14 protein-coding genes and 1 pseudogene are annotated in these 25,896 nt (G+C 45.7%); all 15 read right to left on the bottom strand.

Annotation, left to right across the window (positions count from 1 at the left end; translation table 11 throughout):
• Positions 1–44: 44 nt before the first annotated feature.
• The 15 genes and pseudogenes from fabD (AC1D7X_RS21305) to AC1D7X_RS21235 all read right to left on the bottom strand — a co-directional run bounded on the left by fabD (AC1D7X_RS21305) (position 45) and on the right by AC1D7X_RS21235 (position 25,849).
• Positions 45–1,328: an ACP S-malonyltransferase gene (gene fabD, locus AC1D7X_RS21305; protein WP_495476083.1), complete on the bottom strand. Its 1,284-nt coding sequence runs from the start codon at positions 1,326–1,328 to the stop codon at positions 45–47.
• Positions 1,321–4,512: a non-ribosomal peptide synthetase gene (locus AC1D7X_RS21300; RefSeq protein WP_495476082.1), complete on the bottom strand. Its 3,192-nt coding sequence runs from the start codon at positions 4,510–4,512 to the stop codon at positions 1,321–1,323. Before AC1D7X_RS21300 ends, fabD (AC1D7X_RS21305) begins: the two co-directional genes overlap by 8 nt.
• Before the next feature lie 13 nt (positions 4,513–4,525).
• Positions 4,526–5,779: an ACP S-malonyltransferase gene (fabD, locus tag AC1D7X_RS21295; protein ID WP_495476081.1), complete on the bottom strand. Its 1,254-nt coding sequence runs from the start codon at positions 5,777–5,779 to the stop codon at positions 4,526–4,528.
• A gap of 31 nt (positions 5,780–5,810) precedes the next feature.
• Entirely contained in the window at positions 5,811–6,878 is a 1,068-nt protein-coding gene (locus tag AC1D7X_RS21290) for an HAD-IIIC family phosphatase (protein ID WP_495476080.1), read from the bottom strand.
• Between the two features lie 19 nt (positions 6,879–6,897).
• Positions 6,898–8,037: an acyl-CoA dehydrogenase family protein gene (locus AC1D7X_RS21285; RefSeq protein WP_495476079.1), complete on the bottom strand. Its 1,140-nt coding sequence runs from the start codon at positions 8,035–8,037 to the stop codon at positions 6,898–6,900.
• Positions 8,038–8,053: 16 nt separating this feature from the next.
• A complete protein-coding gene (locus tag AC1D7X_RS21280) occupies positions 8,054–8,296 on the bottom strand; it encodes an acyl carrier protein (RefSeq protein ID WP_495476078.1) in 243 nt (80 codons plus the stop codon).
• A 30-nt stretch (positions 8,297–8,326) separates the two neighbouring features.
• Positions 8,327–9,184 (bottom strand): 3-hydroxyacyl-CoA dehydrogenase family protein, encoded by an 858-nt coding sequence (locus AC1D7X_RS21275; RefSeq protein WP_495476077.1) that lies wholly within the window; start codon positions 9,182–9,184, stop codon positions 8,327–8,329.
• A 54-nt stretch (positions 9,185–9,238) separates the two neighbouring features.
• Positions 9,239–14,518 (bottom strand): condensation domain-containing protein, encoded by a 5,280-nt coding sequence (locus AC1D7X_RS21270; RefSeq protein ID WP_495476076.1) that lies wholly within the window; start codon positions 14,516–14,518, stop codon positions 9,239–9,241.
• Positions 14,519–14,581: 63 nt separating this feature from the next.
• Positions 14,582–18,559, bottom strand: coding sequence for a type I polyketide synthase (locus tag AC1D7X_RS21265; protein WP_495476075.1), 3,978 nt, complete (start codon positions 18,557–18,559; stop codon positions 14,582–14,584).
• The gene (locus AC1D7X_RS21260; RefSeq protein ID WP_495476074.1) at positions 18,556–21,174 is read right to left on the bottom strand and encodes a non-ribosomal peptide synthetase; all 2,619 of its coding nucleotides are present in this window, start codon (positions 21,172–21,174) and stop codon (positions 18,556–18,558) included. The genes AC1D7X_RS21265 and AC1D7X_RS21260 overlap by 4 nt, the downstream gene beginning before the upstream one ends.
• Positions 21,175–21,193: 19 nt before the next feature.
• Positions 21,194–21,916, bottom strand: a complete 723-nt coding sequence (locus tag AC1D7X_RS21255; RefSeq protein ID WP_495476073.1) for a thioesterase II family protein — start codon at positions 21,914–21,916, stop codon at positions 21,194–21,196.
• Positions 21,917–22,142: 226 nt separating this feature from the next.
• Positions 22,143–23,290: pseudogene (locus AC1D7X_RS21250) on the bottom strand (GH36-type glycosyl hydrolase domain-containing protein); the annotation flags it as partial.
• A gap of 24 nt (positions 23,291–23,314) precedes the next feature.
• A complete protein-coding gene (locus tag AC1D7X_RS21245) occupies positions 23,315–24,163 on the bottom strand; it encodes a hypothetical protein (RefSeq protein ID WP_495476072.1) in 849 nt (282 codons plus the stop codon).
• On the bottom strand, positions 24,118–24,777 hold the full coding sequence (locus tag AC1D7X_RS21240; RefSeq protein ID WP_495476071.1) for a transposase: 660 nt from the start codon (positions 24,775–24,777) through the stop codon (positions 24,118–24,120). Before AC1D7X_RS21240 ends, AC1D7X_RS21245 begins: the two co-directional genes overlap by 46 nt.
• Before the next feature lie 469 nt (positions 24,778–25,246).
• A complete protein-coding gene (locus AC1D7X_RS21235) occupies positions 25,247–25,849 on the bottom strand; it encodes a class I SAM-dependent methyltransferase (protein ID WP_495476070.1) in 603 nt (200 codons plus the stop codon).
• Positions 25,850–25,896 lie beyond the last annotated feature (47 nt).

The raw sequence follows: 25,896 nt of genomic DNA, 5'->3' as shown, positions 1-25,896 counted from the left end.
ATCCTGAGACCCATCATCATCCGGGTGCTCATCATGTTCCTTGATTAAATGGAATGTTCCATTTCAAGCTCATCGGTCTGAGCAGACAACCACGGAACTATCCATTCCTGCGCACCCGTGTCATTCATAAGCTGCTTCCAGCGCCGATTTTGCTCTGCTGTTGGTGTATGCTTTGTAATCATGATTTGCTTCAGTAATCCGGCCGCTGTCACCAACTGTGATTGGTGCGGAGCTTCTCCCGATTGCTCGATCTGCTGCGCTAAATCCTGTAATTCCTTATAGGGACCCACTACTCCACTACGATACTCGGCTTCGTTAAAGTTATCGTTCTTCAAACATACGGCAATTCCCAAACAGCGAGGTACGAAAGCTCGCGGAGCAGCAGGAGTCAATGCTACTAGATCAGCTTGTAATTGCTTCGCATCTTCATCCAGATCTAGACTGTATGCCTTCAACTGAGGAGCATTCTTTACTGCTAATTTCTTTAATACCGCTTGTGGTCCTAGCTCGATCACATCCGTAACGCCCTGCAATTTCAAGTAATTCATCGTATCAATCCACTGAACGGCACCCGTCATTTGCTCTGTAAGCAAAGGGATGATCTGGCCCTTATTGTCGTAGGGACGCGCCGTCACATTAGATATAACCGGAATCTGGGGCTCTTCATAATCATATTTATCAAGTTCTAGTTCCAAGAGCGCAGCAGCCGGACGCATAATCGGACTATGGAAAGGAGCGCTGACATTCAGTGGTGTAAATCGCGCACCCTCTCTTTCCGCTAATTTGCCTAGTGCATCCACGGCAGATTTATCTCCGGATACAACAATTTGATCCGGTGCGTTGAAATTAGAAATCACTACGCTGTTTGTTTCATCGGATAACTCTGTGCACCAAGTTTCGATAATACTCGGTTCTATGCCGCCTACGGCTGCCATTGCCCCTGCTCCTTGTTCCATCGCCTGCTGCATGAATATTCCACGCTTATTTACAAGTTTGACTGCATCCGCAAAACGAATGCTTCCAGAAGCAGCAAGTGCGGTAAATTCGCCAAGGCTGTGCCCGGCTAAATAGGTAGGTACTAAACCATACTCTTGCTGAAACACACGATAAGCAGCAATACTAGTCGCCAAGATAGCTGGCTGAGCGATTTCCGTCATTTTCAGCTCGGCTGCTGGACCAGAGAAGCAAAGCTCTGAAAGCTTAATTCCAATAGCCTCATCCGCCTCTTCGAAGGTTTGTTTAGCAATGGCAAACTGATCAAACCATTTTTTACCCATCCCGCTCTTTTGTGAGCCCTGCCCCGGAAATAAAAACGCAATTTTACGCATATAATTCTTCCTTTCCTGAAAACAGATTTATAATTTGCTGATAACATGAGATAAATTTCTCGGCGATCTTCTCTACCCCGGACTGCTGTAACGTTCTGCTATTGAATTCGTAGACCAGACGAATACCTCCAGGTACCAGTTCCACACTCAAATGTAGATCTGTAAGCTCAGATGCTTCTAGCTTTCGATCTGCCCCTTCAACATAAGCAGCCCTAATGGGGCGATTAAGACCTTCACCTTCCACCCATTCGTGGGCACCACGCTTCGATGGCATGAAGCCAGACTGCTGCTTCATATAAAGTCGCTGCTCCCTAACTGTACTGAGTAGCTCTTCCATCGTTTCAATTTGTAAGAAGTCCACGTAAAGCGGGTGTATACCAATCCCTCCCTGACTCAGATATGAAATGGAGAGATCTCCGCAATCTGCAGCTTCTGCCAGCGAATAGATAAACGCCATTGCCGTAAGATCAAAGAGGTCTGCGTTTCGACTTTCCGCCGCATGGATAGCATCACGGTAAAACCGCTGCGGAACGCTCACCTCCAGCACGTCAGTATCAGCTACTTCACCCAATCGATGTAGGTACTCTTGACCTAATACAAAGGAAGGTAAATCATACTCTTCCTGCGTTACAGAGTTACGTGTGACCCATTCTGCTAAAGCAGCAATAGTTGGATACGTGAATAAGTCGGCTACCTGTGCAGTCGCAGGATATTGCTGCTCAAGTTTGGCGTATACCATGACGATTAAGGTGGAATTTCCGCCTATTTCAAAAAAGTTATCGTATATGCTGATCTCTTCCCGTTTTAGAATATCCGTCCATATTCGGCGGATTGCCTCCTCCACTTCCGTCTGGGGACGTTCATCTGCCGAAATATGTAGTAGTCCCTTTAGCGAGTCCGGTGAAGGCAGGCACCCCCTGTCCAGCTTGCCATTCAGTGTCATTGGCATCTCTTCCAGGTACATAAATTGTCCAGGAATCATATAATCGGGAAGTGTTGCGGAGAGCCCAGAGCGTAGCGCATAGCTACTCTGTTCCGCAGCTCCGCTGTAGTAAGCGGTAAGAACAGGGTCGCCTGATCCGTTTCGGCTAACTGCAACGGCACAGCTGTGTATCCCTTCCATCTTAGATAACACCTGTTCAATCTCTCCAAGTTCGATTCGGTAACCCCGAATTTTCACTTGGAAGTCCTTCCTCCCTAGAAAAATGATACGTCCATCCGGAAGCCTGCGAGCCAAATCTCCTGTCTTATACATCAAAGTACCCGGATGAAATGGATTAAGAACGAATTTTTCCATAGTCAATCTCTCTCGGCCCCAGTACCCTCTAGCCAAGCCGTCACCACCAATACATAATTCACCTTCAATGCCAGCCGGCTGTAGCGAGTGGAATTCATCGACGATATATAATTGTGTGTTCACAATTGGGTTGCCCAGTGACACCGCAGTTCCCTTATGAATGCGCTCAATGGCTGACCATACCGTTGTTTCGGTAGGACCATACATATTGTAGATCCGTGCCTTCGTCAGTGCAGCTAGCCTATCCGCTAACATCTGAGGGAAATCCTCTCCTCCGATCATGATATCCGTTAGCTGCTCGAAGCAAGATAGACCAAGTCCACTGGTAAGAAAAAGTTGTAACCGCGACGGCGTCATTTGAAGCATTTCTACCCCAGTGTCCTCTATAAGACCACTTAAGAGTAATGGATCCTTCTGTGCCTTTTCAGGCGCAATTACAACCGTCATACCACAGATTAGAGGGACTATGGATTCAAGCACGAAGATATCAAACGAAATGGTAGTTAGATTCAAAATTCGTTTTCCATGACTAAGCCCTAACTCTCGCTTCATACCCACTGCAAAATTGTGAACCGATTGATGCTCAATCATTACACCTTTCGGCTGACCCGTTGATCCTGATGTATAAATGATATAAGCCAAATCTTGAGAGCGATGAAGGCAAGGAGGAGTAATCGTGGAGTAGATGCTCCAATGAATTTGATCCAATCGAATCTGTTCACTTTCAGAGTCTTGTTCACCAAAAGTCTGTAGACAATCCGATTCGGTCAACAACAGACGTGATTGACTGTCCTCCAACATATAACGAATTCGTTCTGACGGGAAATCAGGATCCATTGGCACATATGAAGCACCTGCTTTTAACACAGCAAGAATACCTGCAATCATATTGAACCCCCGTCTAACCATCAATCCGATCCGATCGCCAGGAGACACTCCCTTCTCCAATAGCATCCATGCGATTTGATTCGAACGTTGGTCGATCTCGCTATAGCTCATCCGCTGACTGTCAAATATTAATGCTTCCGCGCCTGGTGTGCGTTGTACCTGTTCTTCAAATAGCTGATCCAACGTAAGATTTGTATCATAATCTAGCTCGGTATGATTTAGCGCCTGCATCAACTCAAGCTCTTCTCGCGTCAGCATTTGGATAGCATGTAGCTGGATGTCTGGCTGATAGAGGGTTTGTTCGAGAACCTGAATGAAATGAGCCGCAAGTCTTTCCACAGCTTCTGCCTGATATAGGCCACGTTGATAATGAATCTCGAACTGAATACCAGAGCCTGAGTTAGAAAAAACAAAATCACACGATGTTTGGGAGGATTCATTCCATTCATGCACTCCCTGAAAAGCAGCCATTGAACGAAACAAAGGCAAGCTATCTGATAACCGTTCAACATCTAATTGTGGAAGAAGTGTATTCAGGGACACATTCTTATACTTTTTCGCACCCAAGCATGAATGTTTGATAGAGCTTAGCAGTTCTTTAAAGCTCATATTGCCGTCAATACGAGCTCGAATGGCTGCAAGCGGACGTTCACTCGGTTCATTGCGGAATGGAGGCATGCCGAGTATGAAATCTTTTCTACCTGAATAACGGAATAATATATACACCAGTGCCGCCGCCAGCACGACATATGTAGCAAAATCTGAATTTGCACTTACTTGGAGCAGACGTGTATTTAAAGACTCTGGTAACGTAAAGAGCAGTTGTTTACGATGGGTTTTTCCTACTTCATCAAGGTTCTCAGAAACTTCCGAAGGTACTCCACCCATGGTGATGGGTCCACGCAGCTCCTCAAGCCAATACGCCCTTTCCTCGTTATACTTGCTTCCAATTTGTGACTCAGCAGTGTGTTCAGAAAGTACACCCGATTGGTCATTCATCGCTTTGCCTCCTTTATACCATCGCTGCAATCTGCAAATAAGGATGACTAGTCTCTTCTTTAATCCGATATGCGATGTCTTCTACCTCGATCTCAGACAGTCCCTTCGTCCGTAATATCGTATATAACATACCGAAGGCATCCTCGATCTGATCCATACTTGGGGGAATGCCATCCCGCTCCGTTTGCTCAGCCATTTCCTCAATACGTTGGTACGGCTCCACCACTCCGCTACGAAACAACTCAAAATTCTCATTCGTATTCGGTGTCGAAACAGCAGCAGCGAGCATGCGATTCAGAAGCATCAATCGATGCTTGGTATATTCAGGCTTACTGCCAAACATCGAGAATAACTCATTCCGATCAGCAACCTGATCAAAGCTATATGTCTTCATCGCCGGTGTTTCTAGCTTCACCAGTGCGGACAAGACATTTTTCGGACCCAGCTCAATCGCCATGGTAACACCCATCCGTTTGAGATACTTTAGCGTTGCCTGCCACTGAACAGGACGCAGAAGTTGACTCGCGAGCAGGCCAGCAACCGATTCTTTGCCTCGATAGGGTCTGGCACTTACATTTGAAATGACTGGCATTTTGAAATGCTCGTACCTGATTTCCGACAACGTCGATTTAAATTGTGCTACAACCGGCTCCATCCATTGTGAATGAAAAGGTGCGCTCATCATTAAAGGTGTAACGTTACCCCCATTTTCAAGAACCAGGTCTTCAATTGCATAAACACCCGCGCTTGATCCTGAAATGGCCGCTTGTAATTCGGCATTGTAGCAGCTCACTGAAGCTTCAGATCCTTGCTCCTCTAATGCATTACACCACGTCTCAAGCTGTGCAGCCGATACTTGGTCAATGATACTCATCGCGCCATCACACTCATCTGCATATTGCTGAGCTAAGGTTCCTCTCACTTGAGCTAGACGCACTGCATCGGAGAAGCGAATCGCTCCGGCGCATGTCAGTGCGGAATACTCACCTAAGCTATGACCTGCACAAAAATCTGGAGTTACGCCAATTTCTTGCATAAACACACGATACGCGGCGACGCTTGCCGTCAATAGAGCAGGCTGCATACGAGATGGCTGATTCAGTTCAGACATGCTGCCTGAGAAGCACAGACTCGCCAGATCATACCCTAGAATATCTCCCGCTTCCTCAAACGTCTGTCTTGCAATCGTGAATTGATCAAATAAGCTCTGACCCATTCCGATGTAATGAGATCCCTGACCGGGAAATAGAAATGCTATCTTTTCCATGTAGCATGAACCTCCTTTCATATTCGAATCATTACAATGATTGAACCTGAACATCTACATAATCTGGAGTGGACGGAATAGCTTCCATATGATGCTCGAACAGAACCATTTCACCTGTCCGTTCGACTTCTTGGAATCCAGCAAAATGATACGTAATGCTCATCATCCGATTTCGATCATTAGGTACTAACTTCGCTTGAAGAACAACGCCCGCTTCCTTCGCCATTCGAATCACATGGTTCAGCATGATGGAACCCACACCACGAGACATGACTCTGCACGACATCAGCAAGAGCTGCAGCGTCCATACCTTCTCACTACATTCAAGTAGAAGCAGGCCAATTTTGCCGTAGCTTCCGTATATGTCTTCCAGACCTGCGATCAACAGCTTATGATTGGGAGATTGACGCAGCGCATCTAATTCTTCATACGAATACGTATATCCCGTCGTGTTCAGCTGATGCGTTCGTACAGTCAGTTCCTCAGCACGCTGTAGATCGAAAGGTCCGACGGGTGCAATGGTAAACTTCATCTGAAGGGAGGCTAGAAATTCCTCTTGCGGCCCCTCATACTGCTCCTCCAGCTCTTTGCGTACTTGATCGCTGCGGTACATGAACCGTCTTTGCTTCGAATCATCCGCGACAAACTCAGGGTTAAAGTCAGCATCATCTAACAGCTCCGCAATATTCGCAGCATCATAACAGCGGATCGTAGGCAGCGCTTGCTTGACTTCATCTCTTTCGAACGGCTGATCATCAATAAAAGCGATCGTATCCATTCCGATATTCAGAGATTTCACTATGCTTTCAATGGAAATGGATTTCGCACTCCAATGGATTTGCGGATACAGAAAATATTCATCCAATCCAAATGTACGCAGACGCTCCATAGCATGTTGATAATCATTTTTGCTAGCTATCGATTGAAGAATGCCTCTGCGGTCGAGCTCCTTAACAATATCTGCCACACCTTCTTTGAGACTAACTTCTCCATCTTCAAGGAGAACCCCGTTCCAGAGCGTATGATCGAGATCCCAGACCAAGCATTTGATTTTGGCTATCTGCTCTGCTTGAATTACAGAATTAAGATTGACTGTCATGGCTCCTCTTCCCTTCTCTTCAAAAATCGCTGAGACTGTATGCATCAGATGCGATGACTAATTCATGCATTTGTGTGGTGCCTTCGATAATTTCCATGACCTTCGCATCGCGTAAGTAACGCTGTACCGAATAATCACGGCTACAGCCATTCGCGCCATGAATCTGGACTGCTTCATTGGCAGCTTTAGTAGCGGCGACCGATGCAAAATATTTAGCTACCCATGTCGCCAGAAGACCCTGCGAGTCGCCCTCATCTTTCAATCGACCTGCATCTTCGCATAGCAAACGCGCGGCTTTGGTGTTTACGGTCATTTCCGTAATCATCTTCTGGATGAGTTGTTGATTCTTCAGCAGCGTACCAAATGTCTCACGTTCGCTCGTATAGCGTAGACAAGCATCTAGGCATGCCTGCAAAATACCAACACATCCCCAAGCAATCGTATATCGACCATAATCCAAACAACTCATTGCGATATACGGAACACCCAATCCTTTGCTTCCAAGGATTGCGTCATGTGGGATTAGACAGTTCTCCATCCGAAGCTCCGCGATCATCGAGGCTGTTGTGCCAAAGATCCCTTTAAGGGGAACAATCGAGAGTCCCGGGGAGGTGCGTGGAACAAGAAATGCCGTTGGCTCACCATCTAACTTGGCGAAAATGAGGAACAAATCAGCGATTTGCCCAAAAGTGATCCATTTCTTGCCCCCTTCAAGCACATAGCCTTCTTCAGTGACGGTTGCTGTGGTCATGATCGCTTTCGCATCCGTACCCGCTCCTGCTTCACTTAATCCAAAAGCACCTATCGTTTGACCGGAAGCCAGCTGGGGAAGCCACTTCTGTCTCTGCTCCGCTGTACCGAAGCGCTCAACCGCTAAACTTGCCATTCCATGCACCGTTAGCAGGCTTCGGACCGATGAGCAGGCTCTTCCCATTTCTTCACTAAGTGCTCCCAGCGACTTCATATCAAGTTCAAGTCCGCCAAATTCCTTCGAAATGACGGCGCCTAAATATCCTTCCTCTCCCATTTGCTGAATGATCGATTGAGGGATGGCTTCTTCACTGTCCCAACGATCCGCCTCATGCACGATATACTGTTCAGCAAAGGACCTAAATGCCTCTCTGCCTGCCAACTGCTGTGTTGCGCTGCCTATGTTCATCTCCTAATCCCCCTTCTTATGCTGGTTGTTTGAGGCGCTCTACCAACTCAACGATCGAATTTATCGAACGGAAGTTGTTAAAGTCCAGATCGGCTGGCTGAATACGTAGTGAAAATTCTTTTTCTAAAAACATCACGAGCTGCATCGCAAACAATGAATTTACAAAGCCTAGTGCGAAAATATCATCATCATCAGCAATCTCGCTTTTTCTGAAAAACCGGGATAAAAATGCCTTCACTTTTACTTTTGTCTCTTCCATTTCATATTCCACCTTTATCTATAATTTAAATTAGGAAACCTGATATTCGTAAAATCCTTTGCCGCTTTTTCTTCCGAGGTAACCCGCATCCACCATTTTCTTCAGCAGCGGGCACGGACGATATTTACTATCGTTATAAGCTTCATACAAGGCCTCAATGGAATACAGGATCGTGTCGAGCCCGATAAGATCACCCGTCTCCAGCGGACCACTCTTGTGACCGAAGCAAGTCTTGAATAACGTATCCACATCTTCAGCTGTAGACACCTGATCCTGAATGAGAAAGATTGCTTCATTAATCGTGAGCATCAGTACCCGGTTGGATACAAAGCCTGGCATGTCATTGACGACGATACATTCCTTGTTCATGGCTTGCAGAAGATCCCTTGCGGTTTGTATGGTTTCTTCAGTGGTGTAGTGTCCCCTTATCGCTTCAACCATAGGCTTCAGTGGTACCGGGTTCATGAAATGCATCCCAAGAATACGATCTGCACGTTTCGTCAGTGCTCCGATTCGAGTAATCGAAATACAAGAGGTATTCACTGCAAATACACAGTGCTCTGGGCAAATGGCATCCAGCTTAGGATAAATCTCCTTCTTAATCTCCCATTTCTCAGTCGCATTCTCGACAACAAAATCAGCATCATGAAGCAAATCATAATCTGTAGAAAATTCGATAGACTCCAATACTTTTTCAGGAGCATCAGGGGCTAGCGTTTTATCAAAAAATGCCTGCATTCTTACGTTGTTATAAATTTCCTCCTTGGCTTTCGTTAATGCAGCCTCAGAGACATCGATCATCTTGACCTGAAAACCACCTTGAGCCAAACTTTGTGATACCCCGATGCCCATGACCCCTGCACCGATGACACCTACGACTTTAATCATTTCATCTACTCTCCTTTATTAGTTTCTGCATGTGGCTCATAGGCCGCTGCTTGGTCAAAATTCAAACTCCAGCTCGGTTTCAGTACCGAAAAAGTTTCCATGTCTCTCACTTTCTAATTCAAGCTGTTGGATCGACGAGGAGAGGACAGATGGTAAAGATCTTAACAGCTGTGCATAATCGTCAGCCCACTGCTCCATCGTGTGTTGTTTGAAGAGAGCACTGCTATATTCCAAATGAAAGAGCATCCCTTCTTCTTGAAAAATACCTTCAAGCGCTACATCCAGCTTAGATACACCGGCATGATGCGGGTATTCTGATACATCCACCCCGTCCATGTCCATTCGTTTGGATCCGGTATTTTGCAATATAAATGAGACATCGAATATCGGATGACGGCTAAGGTCCCGCTGGGTAGAGGTCTGTTCGACGATGATTTCAAAAGGCAGATCCTGATGATCAAAGGCTTTTATTGTATAATCTCGTACCTTTCCGATAAATTGTCCGACGTTTGAAGAAGGCTCCACCTTATTTCTCAGAGGTAACATGTTGATAAACACGCCGAAAACCGACTGTACATCTGCATGAGAGCGACCCATTACAGCTGAACCGATTACAATATCCTTTTGTCCTGAGTATTTATAGAGCAGAACATGGAAGGCTGCGAGCAGAACCATATATAATGAAGCTCCCAAATCTGAAGCCACCTGTTCAAGCTCCTTTACAACAGAAGCTGTGACCATAAACGATAGTTGCTCCCCTTCTGTGCTCTTTCTACCGTTTCGTGGATAATCCGTGAGCAATTGCAAAATAGGAACACCGTCTTCAAATTCCTTACTCCAAAATGTCTTTTCTCTTTGATACGCATTTTCGGCAAGCCTATCGTTCTGCCAGACTGCGTAATCCTTATATTGAATCGATAAGGAAGGTAGTAGCTTCCCAGCATATAGAAGCGATAGCTCTGCAAGAAACGTGTCCAGCGATACCCCATCGCAGATTATATGATGCATATCAAATAGAAGAAAATGCTTGTTTTGCGTTAGCTTGACGAGCTCAATCCGTAGTAACGGTGTACGGCTTAAATCAAAGGGACGAATAAATGCCGCAATCTTCTGTGGCAATTCCGCTTCTGCACCCTCCGAATATGGAATCGAGAATGTGGAATTTTGCTCAATCCGTTGCATGGGTCCAGTGTCCGTGAGCTCAAAGGTAGTGCGGAACGCCTCATGTCGCATGACAAGCGTATGAACGGCATTCGTAAATCGCTGTACATCGAGTTCACCTTCTAAATACAGAAAGCGTGGATGATTAAATACGATACTTGCCCCCTCCAACCGATCGACCACAAACATTCGATTTTGTGCTGAAGATAACGGATAACTCTCTTGAATGGGTGCAATAGAAATGCCAATTGTATTGCTAGATTCGGGGGTAATCATGCATTCCAAAAAAGAACCAAATTGTTCAACCGTTAGCCGTGTTAGTAAGTCGCCGGGATGCATTCGGATTTGAAGCTGTTTATTTAACGTATTTACGATGCGAATACCTAGTACTGAATCACCTCCCATTTCATAGTAATTGTGGTACACATTCATATCATAGATGCCAAGTGTTTCTGCCCATACCTGAGCTGTAATTCTCTCTGCATCGCTGTATATTCCATTATCTCTTCCTGATAGCTGCACAACACGGGCTATGCCATTAGATGCTCGTGAGTTCGTACCTATAGATGAACCTGCTGCTGTTGTCGAACATAACATTCCTGGTTGTGCTGTAATGTTAGCGCGGCTCTTTGCCCCTAACTCCAATTCGTAAATAATAGAATCGTGCATACGATATGGCATTTCAGGCAGCAGCCGGATCATTCTAGAATCGAAATCAAGCGAGCCGATAAGCACTTGACTGACGTCCTTGTTAACAATTAGATCAAACTGGCTCATCGCCTCTTCCGTCCGAAGTGCTCTCATCAAGGTATCAACAGCAAACCCGGCTTTGACAGCCATGCCACGTTCCTTCCAAGTGGACCAATTGATCGTAATGGATCTAGTGCCCTGCTTACGCTTCATCGCTGCATATGCATCCAAGTAAGTATTCGCCGCGATGTAATCCCCTTGACCTGGTGCTGGGAAAAAGGTTGCTAGTGATGAACAAAGAATAAAGAAGTCTAATGCTTCACCAGACAATAATTGATCAAGTTTCATCGTTCCGTTTATTTTCGGAGATAACACACGCTTAAACTCAGTTTCCTGCTGTTCATTCAGCATTTGATTTCCAGGCACGCCTGCGGCATGTATGACACCACGTATACCTGCATTCGATTTATCCTTGTATCTAATCGCGGTTAAGATTTTCTCCATCGCTACCACATCAGATACATCACCTGCATAACAATCCACCCTAGATCCAAGCGCCTCGATTGCTATGACCTCTTCAATTTTGCTGCGAATCTCATTAGCGCCGGTTCCTTCTTCTAGAATCTGCGGCCATTGTTCACGGGTTGGAAAAGCGGTCCGACTAATCAACGCAAGATTAACGTTCTGACGTGAAGCCAGATACTTAGCCATCTCCAGTCCGATATCACCTAGACCCCCAGTGATGATATAGATGCCACCTTTCCTAATCACTAAAGGATCGTCTTTGAGCCTACTTGGATCAATCGGCTGCAATTCTAGGGCATACCGTTGTCCTTGCCTAATAGCAATCTGATATTCCTTATCAAAATGTAATAGTTCTTCTAATACTGCTTCTACATCTGCATCATCATCCGTGTCCAAAGCTTTGCATAGCCAATCAGGGTTCTCCTTGGCAATAGCTTTGCCAAGGCCAGTCATTACTGCACGCTCCGCATGAACAGATACTTCCTTGTCGTCAACAACGAATGCTTGATTTGTAAGGAGTGATAGCTTCAGTGAGCGTTCGCTGTAATCTGATTGCAGTGCTTTAACAGTGCGGAATAGATATACCTCATCCGCTGAAGCTTCCTCCTGCTCTCGCTTCGTCTCTAACGGAGCATTTGCACCAACGTAGACGATATGTTCAAGAAGATAGCGTTCCTTCAGATCAGCGAATAATTGATCGAAATCCGCCTGGCAACCTGGCATATCCACATGCTGACCATGATGGATTACAGTAGCAGTGCTAACTAGCTGTACTTCAATCACAGGATAACCTTTATCCCTGAAAGCATCAGAGATTCGCTTACCCCATTGCAGATTATTAGCGCTTTTTAGTATGAGCACCGCTTGGGATTCCATTGAAATGGGTGAGCCGACGGACTCAAGCTTAGGAGCAGGTACCCAGCCCAATTGATAATGCATCGCATCCCTTGCGCTATAGCTCGGCTGGGAAATCACCTTCGGTATATCCAGCCAGCAACGATGACCCTCGAAGGGATATAACGGCAACGAGTAGTTCTGAACCTTTGGGGATGAATAGAGTAATGTCCAATTGATCCGAGCTCCGTTCACATAATCATTTCCCAATTTCTCAGCATGTTCAGTTGTCCAATCTCGCTGCTTAAGCCATTCATCGAGCTGAGTATTGGCTTCAGCCGACTTCTGTCTACGTTCACCTTCAGTCAGATCGCCAGACTGCTGGGTGTTCAATTGCTGTTGACCCGAGATTCGGTGGGCTCCATATTGGACCCCCTTCGGTAGTCGGTCCGATTGCCAAGATCCCTTCAGTTGATTAAGAATCTGTAGCTGCTGTTTAAGCTCCATTGCATCCTTAAACACAAAGGCCAACCGATGTTCGAAATGACCTCTTCCGTTGTTTGCCGTAAAGCAAAGGTCATGTGGATCTGTTACTTCCTCACGTGACAACCATTCCACATACTTCAATATCAATTCATTCAGTGCTGACTTCGTTTTTGCGGATAGAGTCAAGACAAAGGGCTGATTCTTCTCTGACACTGGGTTTGGCATTCTCTCTTCACGCTGTGTTGGCGCCTCTTCCAGAATCAAATGACAATTCGTACCGCTAAATCCGAAAGAGCTCACTCCGCAGCGCCGCTTCTCTTGACTCTCCCACTCTCGAAGCTTCGCATTGATATAAATGGGCGAATCGATAAAGTCGATTTTGCGATTGGGCTGCCCGAAATGAATCGTTGGCGGAAGCTCCTTGTATTTCAAAGCAAGAACAGCCTTGAGTAAATTAGCCATACCGGCGCATTCGTACAAATGTCCAATATTCGGTTTCACGGAACCAATTGCGCAGAAGTTCCTTTTATCCGTGAAGCGAGCAAAGGCATTCTTCAGCCCTTCCATCTCTAGAACATCGCCAAGTTCTGTGCCCGTGCCATGTGTTTCAATATAGGAGATCGATTCAGGATCAACTCCTGCCTTCTCCCATGCACGGGTAATGACATCAGTCTGAGCCTCTGGATTGGGAGCTGTAATACCCATCGATGTCCCATCTTGATTTAGTGCACTCCCTTTGATAACTGCATAAATCTGGTCTCCATCCTGAACAGCTTGCTTCAGTGACTTTAGGACAACGGCGACGCAGCCTTCGCCGATCCCCGCGCCATCGGCATGTTCATCAAATGTCCGTGTTCGATAATCCGAGGATTCCACCCCTGTCGTAAACACGTCCGTAACGATCGGAACGGTATGAATCTTTACCGCTCCAGCAACAGCCATGTCACAATCGCCTTGCCGGATGCCTTGACACGCCATATGTACGGTCACAAGCCCTGAAGAACAAGCCGTGTCGATTAGAACCGTTGGCCCCTTCAAATCTAACAAGTAGGACAACCTAGTCGGAATCATCGCGGCAAGATTAGCTGCTATGGAAATAGGAACAGAGGAAGGATCAACGTCGACAATCATTTGCTGATATTTATCCTTTATGGTGTCAGAGAACCCTGTGTATACACCCGTACGCGATCCCGCTAAGCGCTCCCCTCCATAACCGGCATCCTCCAGAGCATGATATCCCACCTGCATAAACAATCGTTGGTTTGGGTCCATAAGACTTGCCTCTTTGGGCGACAATCGGAAGAAGGGGTAATCGAACTTATCAATATCCTCGAGAAATGCACCCTCACCAAAAGCAATTTGTTCATCTGGCGTGCCTTTAAACCTTAGATAATCCCGTATATCTACTGCTCGCTCATCTGGAAACTTACGGATGGCATCGGTACCGCTTTGGATGAGATTCCAGAATTGCTCGGAGTCATCTGATCCCGGTAATCGGGACGCCACTCCAATAATGGCAATGGGTTCTTCTGGCTCCTGACCTTTGCTACGAAGAAGCTCCAGCACCTCTAACGCTGCCTGCTTATCCATCCTTCCGCTGGCTGTATGCTCCAAGATCGACTTCATTACCTTTTCCATGACTCACCACCTGTTCTTGGTTTATGGATGATCCTTTCCTTGCATCATGCGTCATCCATCATGCTACTTCATGAATTCCATCATTTGATCAATGCTCCATTTACCACTTTGCATTTCATCAAGCAGTTTAGAGATATCTGGTTTTTCATCTTCATTTGATTTATTCGATCTTGATAAACAGTTGTTAGATGAATTTTTATTCTTCGTTGTCAAATATTCAGCAAGCCGAGAGATTGAGGTATACGTAAATAGATCTGTCAGCTTTAGCTTCCCAGGATATAATTTTTGCAGCCTTGCGTACATCAGGTTCAGCATGATGGAATTCCCTCCAAGCTCAAAGAAATTGTCAAACACATTAATTTCCTTGAACCCAAGCACCTCCTGATATACCGTGGCGAGAGTCATTTCCACTTCCGAATAACTTGAGCCTTCGCGTCCTGACATTTGGATCGTCACTAACATGTTCTTCTCGCTAACATGGGTTTCAAGCATCCTGGACTGTTCGCTCACAGTTCTCTTAACGACAGCCTCAATTTCGGGCGCAAGCTTGAATGGGAAAAGCTCCATCATACTGAGGTATTGGCTTTCCAAATTCATTTGTCCAACCATAATCTGTGTAATGTCACGGTGAAGGATTTCATCCAATGCCTTCATAGCCACTTCAGTTGCTAGTAGCTTGTAAAGCCCATCGTGATTCGATCCTTTGTCTACAGCTAGACCAATGTCTTTCCATTTCACCCAATTGATCGTCTGAGTCCGTTGTCCTTTTGCACTTCGATAAGCTGCAAAAGCATCCAAATAGGAATTGGCGGCACAATAATCTCCTTGACCCGCTTCACCGATCAATGAGGCTCCTGATGAGTAGAGAAGGAAGAAATCAAGCGGATCTCCTTGCGTAAGATGATCTAGAATCCAGGTTCCGTTCACTTTGGGTACATATACTTCGTTAAAGACATCAAGCGACTTATTGATTAAGAAGCCATCTCCGGCAACCCCCGCGCTATGAACAATTCCATAAATCACGCCATACTGGCTTCGTATATCCTGTAGGACTAAATTCATAGCATGAATATCAGAGACATCCGCTGAGTAACTGGAGACAACTGCCCCTTTAGCCTCCAGCTCCATAATCCCTTGCAGCTTGGTGGATAGGCTGTGATCATCCCCTTCAAGTAGGCTATTCCAATGCTCACGAACTGGAAGAGGTGCCCGGCTTACGAGAGCGATATGTGCTGCACCACGCTCTGCTAGATACTTAGCAGCTTCAAGTCCTAGCGCACCCGTTCCCCCTGTAATGATATAAGCTCCTTCATCCCTAACCTTCACCGGAATTTCAGCATAATCAGACAACTCCGCCTTCGAGAAGCGCTCCATGTACTTGGTCCCTGATCGAAATGCAATATTGTAGTACTCTCTCTCCAAATATAGCTCTTCTAAAATATCATCAGGCCCTGTTGCTGCATCTATATCAATGGCCCGGCATCGCAGGTTGTCGTATTCCGTATGTACCACCTTACCAAGTCCAAACAACGCGCCTGCCTCAGGGTTCAGTCCCGGTTCATCACCACTGACGTGATGTACATGGTCTGCAATCAATAAAATGTCTACCCGCTGCTGACACCCTGCACGGATTAGTGAACGTACGAGGAAAAGCAAGCTGTAAGTCCCCTGAGCTTGACTTTGTTCGAATTGCTCCAATGAAAGATTGGAGCGTTCCCCTCTCAAGTTATAAGGACTGGCCATATGAATCACACGACCAATCTCACCTGCTCCTATCCAATGCAGCAGCTGATCAAAATCATCCTCACTACCGTTCACAATGCAGCTTTCTGCTCCTATCTGCTCAAAGTGATGACCAAACCTCGCTGCAACTACGAACTCCCCCTTATTGCGCAGTCGCTCTATAATGAGTTCAGCCATCGGATTTCCATTGGATAACACGAGCACCTTACCTGTCAGTTGCGAAGAGTCACGCTTTGTCTTCGGCATCGTCTCCCAGTTAATCTTGTAGTAGAGTTGATCGCTAAGCGGCTCACTGCCTAGCCCACCTGCTGCTTCATCTTTGTTGTCACCTGCCTTATCTCTTTCCATTGGAAATGCCATTTGCGACCTCGCGCGTTGGCGAATGTCCGGATCATTCAGCCAATGAACATCCCGTTCGAAAGGATACGTTGGAAGCGGAACCCGATGAATGCTGTATCTTTTATACAACTGATCAAAATCGATTGAAGCTCCATTTACATACAACTGGCATAATCTGCTCCATTCCGCATGTTCCGAATGACTTAGGGCAAGCCGCTCTACCAGCTTCTCTGCTAGTTTAGTAAGATTGGCTTCTGCTCCATACGGAACAAGCCCATCTTCATCCTTGCAGAACACATGAATGTCATCTCCCTGAATCCCATTCCTCCCTAAGGTGCTTAGAAGGCTTCTCAGCTCTGATAGCTCATTGACCAGAAGCGCAAGGCGGAAGCGGTTATGTCCCCTGCCGGTATTAGCGGTGTAACATAATTCCTCCAATGTAAGCGAGGGATCACCCTGTAAATAATCTTCATAATCGTGGATGAGCCGGCGTAGCCCGCTCTCACTGCCTGCCGACAGAGTTAGTAGATTAGGCTCCGTTCTAACCTCAGGCGCTCCACCCGTAGTTACACGAATGGGAGCTTCCTCCAATATCAGATGACAATTCGTACCACTAAAACCGAAGGAGCTTACACCGCATCGATGCGGTGAATGCCCAAGATTCCATTTTCGCGGAGTGGTGTTTACGTATACTGGAGAGTCTGTAAATCGAATCTTCTTATTTGGACCGTTGAAATGTAACGTTGGAGGAATGATGCCTTGCTTGAGCGCAAGTGCCGCCTTAACCATTCCTGCAATGCCTGCAGTCTGATAGGAGTGACCCGTATTCGATTTTAGCGACCCTATCGCGCAGAACTGCTTCTTGCCCGTAATCCGTCCAAAAGCTTTTTTCAATCCCTCAATCTCAATCGGATCTCCAATCATTGTGCCCGTTCCGTGAGCCTCAATGTACGATATCGTAAGTGGATCAATGTTTGCATCCTGCCATGCTTGGATATATAGATCTGCTTGTGCCTGCATGTTTGGGGCTGTAATCCCAATAGAACGACCATCCTGATTAACGGCAGACCCTTTAATTACTGCATAGATGTGATCTCTGTCCTGCAATGCTTGAACTACAGGCTTAAGCAAAACCGTTACGACACCTTCTCCCATTGCTGCGCCATCCGACTGAACATCAAATGTGCGTGTTTTTCCATCCGAAGACTCCATGCCGACTTTGTCCTCTGCTTGGTCCAGAGGGAGTAAGTTAAGCCGTATTCCTCCAGCAATTGCAAGCTCGCAATCCCCTTTTCTTAGTGCCTGACATGCCGTGTGCACAGCCACCAGTGAGGAGGAGCAAGCCGTATCGATAATCAAGGCAGGACCTTTCAAATCAAGAAAATAGGATATCCGACTTGCGATAATCCCTGACAAATTGCCAGCAATTGAAGCTGGTTTATGTTGTGGATCTACCCATTCGTCGATCATTTGACGATAATTGTAGCCCCCCAAATCGCCAACATATCCGATATACACTCCTGTCGCACTGCCGCTAAGCTTCGTTCCACCATATCCGGCATCCTCAAGTGCTTCCCACGCTGACTCCAGTAACAGCCTTTGATCAGGGCTGGTTAGACTGGCTTCAGTAGGCAGCATACGGAAGAATTTTGCATCAAATTGATCAATATGCTCCAAATATGCGCCTGGCATATATGATTGATCTTCCGCACGCTTACCTATCCATTGCAGAAACTCATCTGTGAAAGCCCGCCGCTGCTCTGGAAAGGAGTTGGTTGAATCCACTCCTGCTTCGATATGGTCCCAAAACTGTCTCCAGTTATCCGAGCCGGGTAGACGAACTGAAATCCCAATAATCGCTACCTCTTGGCCTCCCGCTTCATTTCCTTCTTCTGAAGATATTTCAGGAGAATGTTCATTGAACTTGAATTGATGTACATCAATATTCTTCGGCTTCATTGGCTTCCTCCCGTTCCACCGCTGCTCGTTACCTGTTCGTTTAGATGCGTTTCTTCTTCATCTGCCTGTTGAAGCAAGAACTGCATGAACCGGATCAAATTATTCCACCATTCCTCCATTGCCGTACGCTGCAACCGATGATGATTAAATTCGAGCACCATCTTGAAATACTGTTCCTTCTCTTCAGCAATCACCACTAGATCGAAAAGCTGTAACCAATCTTTACGGACTAACAACAGATTAGCATCACAGAAGAGTGGCAATCTTTCTTGCTCTTGCAACGTTACGGGCTGCTGACGAAGCTGATCTAGCGTATGAAATACACCATCTTTTTTAATAGAATAGTTGACCTGCCCGATATACTCCGCGAAGTCACTAACATTCTCAAACTTGAAGGTATACTCATGTACCCCATCATTCTGTAAATGTAGGCACAGTGGAAGGTCGGGCGGAGCTCCAATCAAGAAGAGCATGTAGGCGAAGGCTGTTGCACCCACACTCATCAGATTCACATCGAGCTGGCGTGCGAGCGCATGTAAACGGCTCAGTTCTTCAGCCTTGAAGATGTACTCTAGACGAACATTCGAAGATTTTGCCTGAAGGCTTGAATGATTAAGCACATAAGCCATTGGAAGAGCGATCGGCTGTAGCCTTGTCTCCTGACTGGTAGAAGCAATATAGCTTGCGATCTGAGCAATCGTAGGCATGGCAAACGGATCGGTAATTTCAATCATGCCTGGGAAAAGCTGTTCAACCTCATCCACCATTTGAATTAGCAGGCTTGAAGAACCGCCGATTTCAAAGAAATTATCATGGATTCCAATACGTTTAGTATTCAATAATTCACACCATAGCTTAAGTAAGACTTGCTCGATTTCATTACGAGGTCCGGCGATCTGAATGCTTGAAGCCTGCTTAGCCACATGGCTATTAACCTCAGCAATTAAGGTATCAAACTCGCCGCTAACTAGCATTTCAGCTAATTGATAACGTTGGACCTTCCCGCTAGTCGTCTTGGGAATGCTTCTTATAGGAAGAACTAGTGCAGGCTCTATCCCAATTTTTAAATTAATGACTTTCTTTAATTGAACAACGATTTCAGCAAACTGCTCGAGCTTCCGCTTATATTGCACAAAAACAACGATGTCCTCCCTTTGCTCCTCGCGATTATGCAAACCAACGACAGCAACCTTGCCAAGCTCAACGCCTTCTACCTCCTCACTAATCCGTTCAATATCATGAGGATAGTAGTTCTTCCCATTCACAAAAATAATGTCCTTCATTCTACCCGTAACATATAGTCTGCCTTCACTAATAAATCCAAGATCCCCTGTATCCAGCCAACCATCCTGAAGAACTGCCTTTTTCGTCGCAGCTTCATTTCTGTAATAACCGGAGGTTACACTTCTTCCTTTAATCTGGATCTGACCTATCACTCGCTCAGGCAGCTCCTCAGACTTCTCGTTACTTATCCGAATGGATACGTAATCGATTGGATATCCAACCTCAGCGAACACAACACCATGATGTGATTCGTCCGTTATTTCTTGAATTTGTTCACCTATGCCCACTCTTCTTCGGTCAATACAGATGCCATGAAGCGACTCTTCTGGATTCTTGATGCTGACACCCACACTACCTTCCGCAAGGCCATAGGCATTTAATATAGCGGTATTGGGTAGTCCATAGGCTTCCATTTCTTGTACGAACCTGTGGCATAATTCAATCGAGATTGGCTCTGCCCCGTTTAGGATGACCCGGATCTTGGATAGATCCCATCCTTCAGCTACTTTGGGCTTATATGCGGTCAACAGCAGCTTATAACCGAAATTAGGCGATCCAAGAACCGTAGCACCATGCTCTTGAACTTTAATCATCCATAGTGCCGGGCTTTTAATAAGTGCATTCGTAGACATAATCGAGTGGTTGATTTGTGATAAAAACGGGGTGAGATGGAACGCAATCATTCCCATATCATGAGTTAATGGCATCCAGCTATAGAAAATATCCTGCTGAGTTACAGCAAGCCTATTTGCGATCGCTTCCGTATTACATAACAGATTATCATGAGTCAACATGACCCCTTTAGGGGTGCCTGTTGAGCCTGAGGAGAATTGAATAAATGCCATATCTGCTCGACTTGGTGATGCTATTTTTCCATACGGAAGATGATAATCCAGTCCTTCAACCAAGTCCTCAACGAAGAGACTCCGAGTTTCTAACACTGAAATACTATACCCTGGCGTTTCATTCTCTTCTAGCTTAGTCATCCATCGTTTTTCAATGGCTAGATATGGATTAGCTAAGGTTTCATGTATTTTATGCAGTTTAAGACGATGCTCATCATTTCCTCCCGTGCTCACCGGAACAGGAATAATACCACCTGCGATACATGCCCAAAATATGTACAGGAAATGCTCCTCATCATCAATTTGCAGAATCAGCTCATCCCCCTGCGATAGTCCAGAGAATTGAAGACGATATAGCACCTTCAAGGCACGGTCGTAGAGTTCTTCATAAGATACAAAACTTTCCTCCTGTCTGCTCCGAACCAGCTTAATTCCTTTTCCACTTAATTTTCTATTGTTCAGTAGTGATTCAACTAAACTTTCCATGATTGAGGAGCCCTCCCTTCTAACATACCATCATATTTTTTAGCAAAATCTTATGGATCGCCGTAACGACCTCCTGCGCGTATTCATGTATGAAGAAATGATTACCCGCGAATTCGTACACCTGACAGCTCTGTGCTGACAGCTCTCGCCAGCCGTACATGTCAGAAATCGGAATATCGACATCGTTCCGGCCTGTAAATACCGATACGCCACATCCTAGTTTTATACTTCTATCCTGATGTACATATTCTTCAGTGATTCTGAAATCAGCTCGAACCATCGGCATGATAAGCTCCAGTAGCTGCGGATCTTCCATAAATTCACGATTCACTCCGCCATATCGTAGTAGCAGCTCTACCATCTCTGATTCAGGCAGCTTCCAATAACCATCGGGTTTCTTGACCAAGTGCGGTGCACGTCTTCCCGAGAAGAATAGATGAAAAGGTAAAGGATATCCTTCCTTTATCAGCTTGTAATATAGCTCATATGAAATCCAGCTCCCCATACTGTGGCCAAACAGCGCATAATCCACATCCGGTTCAATATGCCTTTTTATTTGAAGGAAGACATCATTCACAGCCTCTTCAAAAGTTGAATATAACGGCTCACCGAACCGTTTCCCTCTTCCAGCCAGCTCCACATTGATCATTTCAATGCCGGGATGTAAATACTTCGCCCACCTTATATAAGAAGAGGACGTTCCTCCAGCGTAAGGAATACAAATCAGCTTCACCGGTTTCACTTGCGCTCCCCCTTTCGTTCTTCGTCGTTATTAAAATCATAAAGTATCCCCTCTCTTTATACACCGAACAACTAACTGCGGTTAACCCGCTTTTCGGTTACGGTTTCCGACATCTTTGTTACGGTAATATTGCGATCCTTGCGGGGGTATCTTTTTTCGCTTTGCGGTACATGCACATAAAAAAGCCCCTTCAATTTACGAAGGAGCTTTTGTCATATCGATATGCTTACATATAAATTTCAATTAGGTTTGTATCCGTTAATCGCACACGATCGAACTCTTCTTGAGAAATACGTAATCCACCTGCACGGTATCGATTCGTTGTGGTTTCCGTTTTCACGTCCTGACTGTTTATACGAACACGTGCTTCACCATTATTTAAGTGATATACAAATCGGGATGGAACTCCCGCATAGGTATAGTCAAAATGTAGACCATCTAAATTTTGTGGTAACACGGGATCAATGACAAGGTCGCCTGCCTCTTGACGAATACCTAGTGCATTAGAGATCAGTTGGTTCAAATAGATCCCCGGCCCGCTTGAATAAATTTTCCAGCCACCTTTCACCTGTACCTTACCACTTCTAAGTTCATTAAATCTTTCTTCTGCATCATAACGCGTATTGAATTTGCCATCTGAGCTGCTAAAGTACGCATTACTTTGTCGGAGCTCGGCATTAAGAACAATCTCTTGAATTCCAATTGGATTGATCCGCGCAAGCCCACTCCACACCTCGTCTACTTTACCTAGCTTAGCCATGTCCTCCACGTAACGAATATGCGCATGCACATACTGTAGTCCAATTTCCCATCCGAAGTTCGCTGCTTGCTCGGCACGCTTAAAGTGATTACTAACTCCGCCGTCATATGGAGCAGGTCGATTCATGAGCCGAACCCCATCCGGACAGAACAATTGCTCACGAATGATTTCATAATAGGATGCTGCTTGTTCAGGTGTTAATAGTTCACTAATCATGCTTCGTGTCATCGGAAGCAAGCGATAATGGATACCCATATCCTTATCGCTTGGATGAACCATTAATTTAACCTGTTCTGGATTCTCCATTTACAAGAACCCGGGTATAACTTCAGTATCTAGTATCTAGTATCTAGCATATAGTCATTGAAATCCTTCTGAATGCCGTCCGCTAGATTTCGCAAATCCATTGCGGACTTGGAATCAACAGTCTCCATGACTTTTGAGAACTGATTGAAGGTCTGATAGGTTAGAGCCACCGTCCAGCTACTGACCATAAATTGTTTCAACTGAGAATTCGCCGGCTGAAGCGTATCATCCCAGTCGCCATCTCCATAGGAAGAGAGGTGTGTACCGTGTAGGAAATGATTCTTAATATATTCGATTTCTTTATATGCTGGACAGTCAAAAGTTTTACAGCTTTAAGAAGCCAGAGAATCTGCGTCAATATCATACGCAGCCTGCTTGGAATGAATAATTTGTGTTATAGGTAAACAGGGATGTTGGGCAAACCATCGAAAAATAGACTGGCGCAAATAAACCGCTACGGTAGCCTCCGATACAATGGCATGGGATGGCGTTCGCAAATAGCGGAAAGACCGAACGGGAATACGCCCCGAAAAGCGCAAGGCGATCAGTTGAAGAAGTCCCATCGCCATGCACTGGCACAGGACAAAGCTCTCTATCGCCCGGAGGGTCTGCCGAATGCGCTCCTGATCTCGTTCGTCCTTCACGTCCTCGAGCGGATGCGGTGCTTCCTTTTTCAGATAGCGGTTTAGCTTGGGCATGGATTTGCTCCAGAAGCGATAGCCAAAAGCGCCCATCACTTGTTTCGATTTCCGGAAGGTGCATTCTATCTTGAAGCGGTACCCGTACAAACGGATGATATCGGTGGCTGAAAGCGTCAGATCGATACTCACCAGAATGGCGAGCTGACGGCCACGTTTCACCAATACAAAGCGCAACTCCTGATACAATCGCTGGCCCCAAAGCAGATCCAGGCACAAGTATTGAACCCGTCCTCCTTGCCGTACAACGTAACCGTAGCGGTTTGAAAGTCGGCGGCACGCGTCGAAAACAAGTCCTTGAGCTTGACCGACGCCCCTTTTTTTGGCAGGGCGACCCCGCCCTGGTTTCCGGGTCGTAGGGCGTTCGTAGGCCATGACATTCGCTTTGGCTTTCGTCACGATGTCCATCCGGGCATCGGACGAGCGATGGAACGCCTTTAGCCGCTCCAGGGCCGGAACAGACAAAAAGTAACGATCCAGCAAAAGCAACGCGCTGCCGTGAAGCCTTGATCGATCATTTGAACCACATGAGAGGGTTGTTGTTCCTCATCCTTCCGACTCCATCTCAGGATCGTTTGAACTCCATCCTGTAGGTTCATGAACAGAGGCAAGCAAAACCACTTCTGCGGGGTGCCGGCCAGAATCCCGATAGCGCCAAACAGGTGGCCAAAGATGTATTCGCCTTTAGAGACGTTTTCGGATTCCTGATAGAGCTTCTTGACTCCGGGCATCCGTCGTCCTTCCTTGGCTTGTTTCATCCCGTCGCCAACCAACACGACACGCCCCTGCACAAGGAGCAGAGGAGCTGCTTGACGAATCGTCTGAAGCCAGGCCTGGCGCAACGATTCGAGCGACCAGGTGGAGGAACGGAAAAAGTGAAGGAGCGTTTCGTAGCAGCGGCCATTCAAGGCGAGGCCACGGATAACAGATGTGATGCCGAGATGGTCGGAACGAAGCATAAAGCCAATCACGATGACGACAAACCATTCAAATGTGGCTTGTCTGGAGAAACAGGAACGGAAGGGAAGTAAAATTTCATTCAAGTATTTGAGCATCAGTATGGTCAATCGCTCGGAAATGGGGTAAACTGCTTGCATTCAGCGATTCTATCCTTTCAGTTTGGAAACTTTAGGATACCATCCAATCGTCTGACTGGGTTATTTTTCAATAAAGAACTTTTCACTGTCCAGTACAGAAGACCTTAGTACATATGTCAAGGGACAAGAACTTGTACCGATTACCGATTAGATATACATCTAAATAAAAAGCACATGTAGTTAAAACTTGAATAGGCAGCATAATGAAGGACGGTTTTCACATTTCTTATGGACCAAATGACTCAAGAAGAGATAAACACAGGCGGATAAGACCCCGCTCAGTATTGAGCCGAATCCGTTGTACCAACTATTTGGAATATCGGATTCTAAAATAACAGGAAGTCATTCTTTTTTATGATTCTTATAAGTTCTGCTTCGTAGTTCATACAATTACCTCTCAATGAATAGTTTAAGGACTCTTTCCTATCGTTTGTGCATCCTCAAGTTCAAGCGAATAAGTTGCTTGAGGTTACTGTTTCGGTTTCGCCCGAATAAGATGAACCATATTAAGCCAGTAGCTTTCCACTTTGTCGATTTTGATCCCTGACTCTTCGATCATTCCAAGAATCTCCCTTGAATGGTGGCATCCATAAACACGATATAAAAGAGGGTTAAGCGCCTTTTGCATAACTGAAGCCATAAGGTTAGAACTGATCCCATGCTCCATCAATAGGATATTCCCATCAGGTTTACACCATCGGTTGATTTTATCCAATACCAGTAGTGGATTGTTATAACTGCACAATGATAGTGTTGAAACAATAGTATCGAACGATTGATCGGCAAAGCTCATTTCTTCAATATCAGAACAAACAAAATCTACATTAAGGCGATAGTGTTTTGCTGCTTGTGCTTTCTCAATCATTGCCTTACTAAAGTCAGTTGCCGTAATATGTATATCCGAAGGATAGAATGGAAAATTAGCACCTGTTCCTACTGCAAGTTCAAGCACCTCACCCTTAGCATGACTTAAAAGACTCTGACACCAACGTTTTTGTTTCGGATCTTCTCTTGTTTTGTCATATTGGGATGCTTGTCTATCAAAAATACGGATTAGCTTCTGTTTCTCCATCCATCTCCCACTTTCTGATCTGTGATATAGTTCAAAATAAAACGGTC

It is taken from the genome of Paenibacillus sp. Y568 (genome assembly GCF_059445545.1).
The sequence above is the reverse complement of the archived record's forward strand: the minus strand, read 5'-3'. Positions and strand labels throughout refer to the sequence as shown.

What these genes read in the sequence shown, in the direction of transcription:
- AC1D7X_RS21240 (WP_495476071.1), bottom strand. Translation starts at nt 24,777, where the DNA reads ATGCAAGCAGTTTACCCCATTTCCGAGCGATTGACCATACTGATGCTC.
- AC1D7X_RS21235 (WP_495476070.1), bottom strand. Translation starts at nt 25,849, where the DNA reads ATGGAGAAACAGAAGCTAATCCGTATTTTTGATAGACAAGCATCCCAA.
- AC1D7X_RS21280 (WP_495476078.1), bottom strand. Translation starts at nt 8,296, where the DNA reads ATGGAAGAGACAAAAGTAAAAGTGAAGGCATTTTTATCCCGGTTTTTC.
- fabD (WP_495476081.1), bottom strand. Translation starts at nt 5,779, where the DNA reads ATGGAAAAGATAGCATTTCTATTTCCCGGTCAGGGATCTCATTACATC.
- AC1D7X_RS21290 (WP_495476080.1), bottom strand. Translation starts at nt 6,878, where the DNA reads ATGACAGTCAATCTTAATTCTGTAATTCAAGCAGAGCAGATAGCCAAA.
- AC1D7X_RS21275 (WP_495476077.1), bottom strand. Translation starts at nt 9,184, where the DNA reads ATGATTAAAGTCGTAGGTGTCATCGGTGCAGGGGTCATGGGCATCGGG.
- AC1D7X_RS21260 (WP_495476074.1), bottom strand. Translation starts at nt 21,174, where the DNA reads ATGGAAAGTTTAGTTGAATCACTACTGAACAATAGAAAATTAAGTGGA.
- AC1D7X_RS21265 (WP_495476075.1), bottom strand. Translation starts at nt 18,559, where the DNA reads ATGAAGCCGAAGAATATTGATGTACATCAATTCAAGTTCAATGAACAT.
- AC1D7X_RS21285 (WP_495476079.1), bottom strand. Translation starts at nt 8,037, where the DNA reads ATGAACATAGGCAGCGCAACACAGCAGTTGGCAGGCAGAGAGGCATTT.
- fabD (WP_495476083.1), bottom strand. Translation starts at nt 1,328, where the DNA reads ATGCGTAAAATTGCGTTTTTATTTCCGGGGCAGGGCTCACAAAAGAGC.
- AC1D7X_RS21270 (WP_495476076.1), bottom strand. Translation starts at nt 14,518, where the DNA reads ATGGAAAAGGTAATGAAGTCGATCTTGGAGCATACAGCCAGCGGAAGG.
- AC1D7X_RS21300 (WP_495476082.1), bottom strand. Translation starts at nt 4,512, where the DNA reads ATGAATGACCAATCGGGTGTACTTTCTGAACACACTGCTGAGTCACAA.